This is a genomic window from Flavobacteriales bacterium (genome assembly GCA_021296215.1).
In the GTDB taxonomy this organism is placed as follows: domain Bacteria; phylum Bacteroidota; class Bacteroidia; order Flavobacteriales; family ECT2AJA-044; genus ECT2AJA-044.
In genome coordinates, this window is the sequence record JAGWBA010000028.1 from 32,501 (window position 1) to 40,131 (window position 7,631).

The 7,631-nt window shown below is 49.7% G+C and carries 7 protein-coding genes (1 of these 7 cut by a window edge); 3 read left to right on the forward strand and 4 right to left on the reverse strand.

Annotation, left to right across the window (positions count from 1 at the left end; all coding sequences use genetic code 11):
• Positions 1-855 carry the 3' portion of a hypothetical protein gene (locus J4F31_06295; protein ID MCE2496167.1) on the forward strand. Its footprint begins 1,044 nt before the window's first position, so the window shows 855 of its 1,899 coding nt (coding positions 1,045-1,899); its start codon lies beyond the left edge, outside the window; it ends in the stop codon at positions 853-855.
• Between the two features lie 332 nt (positions 856-1,187).
• Here the strand turns inward: J4F31_06295 and J4F31_06300 are convergent, their stop codons facing one another.
• Together J4F31_06300 and dnaB are read right to left on the reverse strand one after the other, a co-directional pair.
• Complete coding sequence (locus tag J4F31_06300) at positions 1,188-2,396, reverse strand: asparagine synthetase B (GenBank protein ID MCE2496168.1); 1,209 nt, start codon at positions 2,394-2,396, stop codon at positions 1,188-1,190.
• A 43-nt stretch (positions 2,397-2,439) separates the two neighbouring features.
• On the reverse strand, positions 2,440-3,927 hold the full coding sequence (gene dnaB, locus J4F31_06305) for a replicative DNA helicase (GenBank protein ID MCE2496169.1): 1,488 nt from the start codon (positions 3,925-3,927) through the stop codon (positions 2,440-2,442).
• 80 nt (positions 3,928-4,007) lie between these two features.
• On the opposite strand from dnaB, the gene J4F31_06310 reads away from it, so the two are divergent.
• Positions 4,008-5,261, forward strand: coding sequence for a hypothetical protein (locus tag J4F31_06310; protein ID MCE2496170.1), 1,254 nt, complete (start codon positions 4,008-4,010; stop codon positions 5,259-5,261).
• A gap of 208 nt (positions 5,262-5,469) precedes the next feature.
• Here the strand turns inward: J4F31_06310 and J4F31_06315 are convergent, their stop codons facing one another.
• A complete protein-coding gene (locus J4F31_06315) occupies positions 5,470-6,420 on the reverse strand; it encodes an acetyl-CoA carboxylase carboxyltransferase subunit alpha (protein ID MCE2496171.1) in 951 nt (316 codons plus the stop codon).
• Positions 6,421-6,493: 73 nt separating this feature from the next.
• Here J4F31_06315 and J4F31_06320 point away from each other — a divergent pair, with 73 nt between their 5' ends.
• The gene (locus tag J4F31_06320) at positions 6,494-7,318 is read left to right on the forward strand and encodes a 4-(cytidine 5'-diphospho)-2-C-methyl-D-erythritol kinase (GenBank protein ID MCE2496172.1); all 825 of its coding nucleotides are present in this window, start codon (positions 6,494-6,496) and stop codon (positions 7,316-7,318) included.
• 68 nt (positions 7,319-7,386) lie between these two features.
• Here J4F31_06320 and J4F31_06325 read toward each other — a convergent pair whose 3' ends face one another.
• The gene (locus J4F31_06325) at positions 7,387-7,527 is read right to left on the reverse strand and encodes a hypothetical protein (protein MCE2496173.1); all 141 of its coding nucleotides are present in this window, start codon (positions 7,525-7,527) and stop codon (positions 7,387-7,389) included.
• Positions 7,528-7,631 lie beyond the last annotated feature (104 nt).

A 7,631-nucleotide genomic window follows, 5' to 3' on the forward strand; every position in this document is an offset into this window, starting at 1 on the left:
AACATCCGGTTGTTCGGTAACCTCAAATTCAAACTCCCCTTTGCGACGCTTTCGGCTAAGGTCGTGAAAGGGTTGGCCGGGCCAGATGCCGCCAATACCTTCTTCGGAGGTACATTGGAAAGTACGGTAGGCGATTCGTCACGTTGGAAATGGAGTGCCTACGGAGATTGGCAGTTGCTTACACCCGGAAAATTCTACGGCGAGTATCGAGGTAACCACGATCAATGGCAGCGCGATCTCTATTCATTCAATGTCATTCGATTTGGCGGAGCAATCGGTCGCGCACGTCCGCGTCGTGGGAATGAACTACTTCCCGATCGGCTGGAGGTACACTACACGGGAATGCAGAATACACCGTACTGGGCGTATGTGGACACGGCAACGAGTGCAACGTCTTCGGACCGATTCGAAAGCGTGCTGCAATTCAAGGCCGTCAAAGGATTTCATTTCGGAATTTTAGGATGGGATAACGAAGTCATGTATCAGGCTATTGACGCCGTTTCCCTCGCGCTCCCCGACATCGTTTTACGCTCTAGCTTGTACGTAGATACGCGAATCTTCGAAAACAAACCGCTCCACGTACAGTTCGGAGCCACGGTAAACTATACCACAAGCTTCAATGGAAACGCATACAGACCCTCTGTTGCGACATTCTTGAGACAAGATGACGTCTCCATTGGTAACTATCCTTTCATCGATCTCTTTCTGAATGCCCAAGTACGGGAGCTCAGCGCCTTCATTACCCTGGAACACGTGAATGCCGGATGGTTTGATTACCGGTATTTTACTGCACCGCATTATCCCACGAATGACCTCGTTTTGAGGTTTGGACTCCGGTGGTCATTCTATAACTAGGTCTTAGTGGATATGAACCATGAACTTGAACCATAAACCTTGAACCAAAACCATGAGCTATGAGCCCAAGAGGGATTAAGAGGCCAATATTAGAGCTTAGAGCTTGGCCTGGTTAAGGGTGCTAAGCCTTTGCTATTCAAAACAAGCTTTCGCCTTGGGCCACAGGAACTACGATCAAGTGCTAAGTGATGCGCTTTTGGAAAATGAGCCCTCACCGCCTACGGCCTATAGCTTATCGCCTATAGACTCTTTAAGCCATGCAATGTCCTTCGGCCTCGCTATAATCGACTCGCGCTTTGTGCAAATATCCTTGTGGCCTTTGACTAAAAAGATCAGGTTTTCTGCTTTTTCTTTTTCGCTGCCGGGAACAAGATATTGTTCAATATAAGCCGATAGCCGGGCGAGTTTGGGTGCAGTTCTAGCTCGGTCTTCGGATCGCCCACCATGTGCTGATAATCTTCAGGGTCGTGGCCTCCGTAAAAGGTCCAGGTGCCTTCACCAAATTCACCGTGTATATAACGCGTTTCACCCCAGGCTTTATTTTCACCCATCACCAATACATCGGGCTTCAACACCTCGTTGCGGTACGATGTCGTTTGCCCCATGAATCCTTTTACCACACGAGTATGATTCTGACACAACATCGTTGGAACAGGATCCCATTTCGCGCTGAAATCAAATAGCGTAAAGAAATCCTGCTCTGGCTTCCTCGGCCTCGTATTCGTTGCGTCAATGTTAGAGAATTCATACTCATTCGGATTCATACTTAACTTGAAATCCTCAAAAGCGAAGGTTTGACTATAGTCCAACTTGGACTGAGCCGCCGGATCGGCAGCGTCACCATCGAACATATATTCGCAAATATCCACACCTTGGGCGGCCAAGGCGATATCGTAGCTATCGGTGGCGCTACACATCGCAAATAGGAATCCGCCCGCCAAAGTGAAGTTCTTGATCTTCTGTGCCACGGCTAACTTAGCCTGACTCACCTTGGTATAGCCCAAAGCCGCCGCACGCGTTTCCGAGTCGCGCTTTTGATCGATATACCACGGAGCATTTCTAAATGCTCGGTAGAATCGTCCGTATTGTCCGGTAAAGTCTTCGTGGTGCAAATGGAGCCAATCGTACAGCAACAACAAATCGTTCAATACCTCTTCGTCATAGACAACATCGTATGGTATCTCGGCATAAGTTAAGGCCAGCGTCACCGCATCGTCCCATGGCTGCGCAGTTTTCGGTGAGTAAACAGCGATTTTCGGTGCCTTTTCGAGTTTTACGGCATCCATGTTCACCTCTGGTGACGCGATCTCTGCCAAAATTTGATTGGCCTGGACATCCGCGATCAAATCGTAGCTGACATCGCGCACAATGCACTCGCGTTCGATCTGCTCGCCATAAGGGATCAGGAAACTACCACCGCGATAATTGAGCAGCCATTGAACCGTCACTTCTCTTTCAATGACCCAATAGGCGATACCATAGGCCTTTAGGTGGTTCTTTTGTCCCGCTTCGTCCATCGGGATCAATATATGCCGGGCCATGCCATTGAAGGTCAACAGCAAGCCGATAAGCAATAAGAATATTTTAGAAGGGAACTTGCCCGTCGTCAAAGGCATCGTCGTTGTTCATTTTCGATTCTACAAAACCGCCACCCGAATAACCGAAATCATTGAGGTCCGAGAACTTCGCTAAATGACCGATGAACTTCAATCGGACCTCGTCCAGCGCTCCATTACGGTGCTTGGCCAAAATGAACTCGGCCTGACCTTCACACAGAGTATGTTCTTCATCGTCCCATTCGGTGAGCCCGTAGTATTCAGGCCTGTAAATAAAACTCACGATGTCGGCATCCTGTTCAATCGCTCCCGATTCCCGAAGGTCGGACAATAAGGGGCGTTTGGATCCACCGCGTGTTTCAACGGCTCGACTCAACTGACTCAAGGCGATGACCGGCACACTGATCTCTTTGGCAATACTCTTCAATGAACGTGAAATGGTACTGATTTCTTGCTCCCGGTTTCCACCTTTTTGATCCGATCCGGTCGTCATCAGCTGTAAGTAGTCAATAATGATGACACCCACATTATGCTGCGATACCAATCGTCGACATTTTGCCCGAAGATCGAAGATCGATAGGGCAGGGGTATCGTCGATAAATAGAGGAGCCTTTTCTAGATTCTTGATCTTGGCGTGTAGTTGCTGCCATTCGAAATCCTCTAGATTTCCCTTTCGCAATTTCTCCGAACTCAATCCGGTTTCGCTCGAGATCAAACGAGTGATCAACTGAACACTCGACATCTCCAAGGAAAAGACGGCAACTGGCGTTTGATGATCAATGGCCATATTTCGAGCCATACTCAATGCAAAGGCCGTTTTACCCATACCCGGGCGAGCCGCCAAAATGACCAAGTCACTCTTTTGCCAACCCGAAGTCAATTTATCGATCTGCGTAAAACCGCTGGGTACCCCACTCAATCCTTGCTTGCGTGAAATATCCTCGATATTCTGCAAGGCCTGTTGGATCAGGCTCTCTGCCGAGTCGTAGTTTTTTTTAATGTTTCCTTCGGTGATCTCGAACAACCGAGCTTCCGCCTTGTCGAGCAGCTCCAATACATCGGTCGTTTCGTCAAAGGCATCCCGTATGATCTCACTCGATACGCGCACCAACTCACGCTGAATGTACTTCTGCACGATGATCCGCGAATGAAATTCAATGTGAGCCGATGAACTTACTCGTTGCGTTAGCTGCGCCAAGTAGTAATCTCCACCCGCAATGTCCAATTTACCCTCTTCCTTGAGGTAGTTGGCTACGGTGAGCATATCTATCGGTTTACTCTCACCGAACAATGCTTTGATGGTGCTAAAAATGGCCTGATGACTCTCTTTGTAAAAAGCTTCCGCACTTATGATATCGATCACCTCGTTTAGAGCGTTCTTGTCAATGAGTAATGCACCCAACACCGCTTCCTCTAAGTCGACCGCCTGTGGAGGCACGCGACCGTGCTCCATGTCGATCACCGACGCGCTGGTACGGGCCACTCCGCGGGATGGATTGTTTTGTACATTAGCCATAAAGCCTCTTTTATTTTTTGGCCCCTAGGGCCGAAGGTAGTATGCAAAAAACGATAAAAATACGCGTAATTCTAAGCGTTTTGGCACTTATAGTTATCCACAGCTGTACGCCGTCGGAGTCGAGTCCGCCCGTGGTCTCTATTGAGCTTCCGAGTGATGGGTTGGCGATCGAAGCCGGAGATACTCTCCTGGTGCGGGCTACCGCCATGGACGATGAGCAGATCGCCAAATGGACCGTCACCCTCACCGATGAATTCTTCGTTCCTACAGGCACGCGAATCAAATTTCAACCTAGCGGGAAAAATGTCCAGATCGAACTCGATTACCCAATTCCGATCGATTTGACCAGCGGAATCTATTACCTCCTCGTTAGCGCAACCGATGGCGAATCGAGCACGAACGCCTTTTCCAAGCTCAATGCCACCGGTGTTCCTCGCGAACGACTTGGACTGGTGGCCATTGTGGAGTCGGGAGGGCAGTATATCGCACGCCTACGGCCCCAAGGAGCAGGGTGGTCTACCATTGCTGACCTTGGGAGTGAATTCATCGCGGCCGGACTCAGCAGTGCCACGCAGCGCCTCGTCACGTCAGGTACCGAAACCGAACCTATGCGCGTTTTCGATCTCAATACCAATTCCACCGTGTACGAGCGCACCTGCTCCTCGGCACCCGGCGATCCCTGCATTTCGACCTCCGCAACGGATGGCGAAGCGTTCTTCATGGGAAAACACGAAGGCCGTATCTCGAGCTGGAATGCGGCCGGACAACTAGAACTCGATTTTCCGCTTCCCGAATTTCGCTACCCGCGATCTCTGTACTTTCAAGACGGACATATCTTCGTCGAAGAATGGTCCACGGCCACGCCTAACCGCCACTGGTCATCATACAACGCCGAGAACGGTGTTCCACAACAAGAGATCTTGCTCGAAGGCTCTTTCTTGGCTGCATTTCCGGTGGCCCCAAACCAAATGCTTATCGCCACCAACCACCAAGGCGTCGGCAAGATCCGCTACTATTTCTACAATGAAAATGGATATCAACTTCCAATTCCGGGGCCTAGCGGCCCGATTAGCACCATCGCGCAGCGATCGAGCACCACGTACTACTATGGGCAGTCCGACGGAATTTACAGCATTGACCTCTCGTCGACGAATAACCTCCTTTTCAAACCCGTAGTAGAACCCGATCTCATGCAGTACGACGATATCAATAATGAGCTCGTTTGCGCCATCGGAAATATTATTATCGGATACGATGCCGACTCAGGCGCACAACTCTACGTCACACCCCCCGGGGGTAATGTCGTAGACGTATTTGTGTGGTATTCGAGGTAGTTCTTAGCGTTGGGGTCTTAGTTTCTGAGCCATAGGCTATTGGCTTTTTGATTTGATCCATGAAGGCCCGAAGTTTTGGTAAGGATCAAAAAGTGCTTAGGCCTTAGTGATAAGTTTTTAGCTAGTTTTCTATCCAACTATCCAACCAATAGCCAATGCATCGACCACAGCCAGCTAAGAACTAAAAACTAAGAATTAAAAACTCGCATCAAGCGGTCACGCCCATCTTCGAGAACTTCTCCCGACGCTTCTTGATCAGAGTATCCGACTCCAACTCAAGCAGTTTCTCCATGTGTTTCTGGATCTCCTTCTTCACGATGTCGTACACGGCTTCAGGATCGCTGTGTGCACCGCCAATGGGCTCTTTGACCACGCCATCCACCAACTTGTTCTTCTTCATGTCGTCAGCGGTGAGCTTCAATGCCTCGGCGGCTTGCTCTTTGTAGTCCCAGCTGCGCCACAAAATCGAGGAACAACTCTCCGGTGAAATCACAGAATACCAAGTATTCTGAAGCATGAGCACCTTGTCGCCGATACCGATACCCAAAGCTCCTCCAGAAGCTCCTTCACCGATAATTAGGCATATAATAGGCACCTTGATCTTGAACATCTCGATCAAGTTACGCGCAATGGCTTCACCTTGACCCCGCTCTTCAGCTTCGAGCCCGGGAAACGCTCCGGGCGTGTCGATGAAGATTACTATTGGTTTATTGAATTTCTCCGCCAAACGCATTAAGCGCAATGCCTTGCGATAGCCTTCCGGATTCGCCATACCAAAGTTGCGGTACTGACGGAGTTTGGTGTTCTTTCCTTTTTGTTGCCCGATCAGCATATACGTCTTTCCGTCGATGCTACCGAAACCACCAACCATGGCCTTATCGTCCCGCACGCCGCGGTCACCGTGCTGCTCGAGCCAGTCACCACCCGTTAAAGCCTGAATGTAATCGAGGGTATAAGGGCGATTCGGATGGCGCGACATCTGCACGCGCTGCCAATCGGACAAGTTCGAGTAGATCTCTTTTCGGGCGTCCTTTAGCTTCTTGTCCAGTTCTTTCAAGGTCTTCGTTACATCGACCTGAGTTTCTTCACCCAGCTGGACCGCCTTTTCTCTCTGCTCCTGCAATTCCTTGATCGGCAGCTCAAAATCGAGATATTCCATAGCGTTGGATTTGGGGGGTCTAAACTATCAAAATTTAACGTAAACGCCACTCGGAACTATTATCTTTAACGGCATGATTTATTATCCGAATGCCAAGATCAACCTCGGTCTCAACGTCTTGAACCGACGGCCCGATGGCTTCCACAACCTCGAAACGGTATTTTATCCCGTACCCTTGTGCGATATCATAGAAGTCACTGAAAAACAAGGGGGTAGGCCGGGAGAAGTGGAGTTTTCGGCAGGCGGATTCCCCATTTCGGGCGATGGCTCCAACCTCTGCGTCAAGGCCTTTGAATCGCTGGCCAAGGACTGCGAATTGCCATTTACCCGCATACACCTTTATAAACGCATTCCCATGGGCGCAGGCCTCGGAGGAGGCTCTTCCGATGCGGCACACACCCTCGTGGCTTTAAATTATATTTACGATTTGGGCCTACGGCCCGATGATCTTGTCCGCCACGCAGCTCAAATCGGTTCCGACTGCGCGTTCTTTATTAAGAACGAACCCGTGTTCGCCACCCGGCGGGGCGATTGCTTCCACGAAACACACGTGGATCTCAGTGGCTGGAACCTCGTGCTCGTTTATCCGAACATCCACGTGGGTACGGCCGAGGCTTACGCCTGTGTCGATAAACATCCCGATGACCGAGGCCTTCGAAGAAACATCGAACAGCCCGTCGAAGAGTGGAGACACCACATCTACAACGACTTCGAAGGGTCCGTTTTTCCCCTACATCCGCAAATCGACCTCCTCAAAGACAAACTCTACGAAGTAGGGGCTGTGTACGCTAGTATGAGCGGTAGCGGAAGTACCTGCTTCGGACTTTTTAAGGAAGAAATTGACCTAAGTGTTTTTGACGATTACTTCACTTGGCAAGGAAAACTGTTGAGTTCTTAGTTGCTCTAAGTTCTACCTCCGTGCCGCCATCTCCACAAGTAGCGCACGGCCAAGGACCGATAAGGGCACTACTTTTCGCCAATAGCTTCGATCCGTTTGGGCAGGTTTTTGTCTTCTTCGTAACCATAGACTTCGCAAACGGCTTTCTTTAGTTGGTAGTCGTTAACCGGTAATTCATCCGGACGTTCGAGGGTGAAGAGTAAGATCATTTGAACGGTCCAAAGTGTATTGACCCCCTATAAATTGGACAGAAATTATCAATCAATTTAGCAGAGCTTTTGGGTTTAACAATTTATTTTCTTGATTTTTTGTG

Bases quoted from the DNA above. Each gene is read 5' to 3' on its own strand.
- J4F31_06300 (MCE2496168.1), bottom strand. From the start codon at position 2,396: ATGGCCCGGCATATATTGATCCCGATGGACGAAGCGGGACAAAAGAAC.
- dnaB (MCE2496169.1), bottom strand. From the start codon at position 3,927: ATGGCTAATGTACAAAACAATCCATCCCGCGGAGTGGCCCGTACCAGC.
- J4F31_06315 (MCE2496171.1), bottom strand. From the start codon at position 6,420: ATGGAATATCTCGATTTTGAGCTGCCGATCAAGGAATTGCAGGAGCAG.
- J4F31_06320 (MCE2496172.1), top strand. From the start codon at position 6,494: ATGATTTATTATCCGAATGCCAAGATCAACCTCGGTCTCAACGTCTTG.
- J4F31_06325 (MCE2496173.1), bottom strand. From the start codon at position 7,527: ATGATCTTACTCTTCACCCTCGAACGTCCGGATGAATTACCGGTTAAC.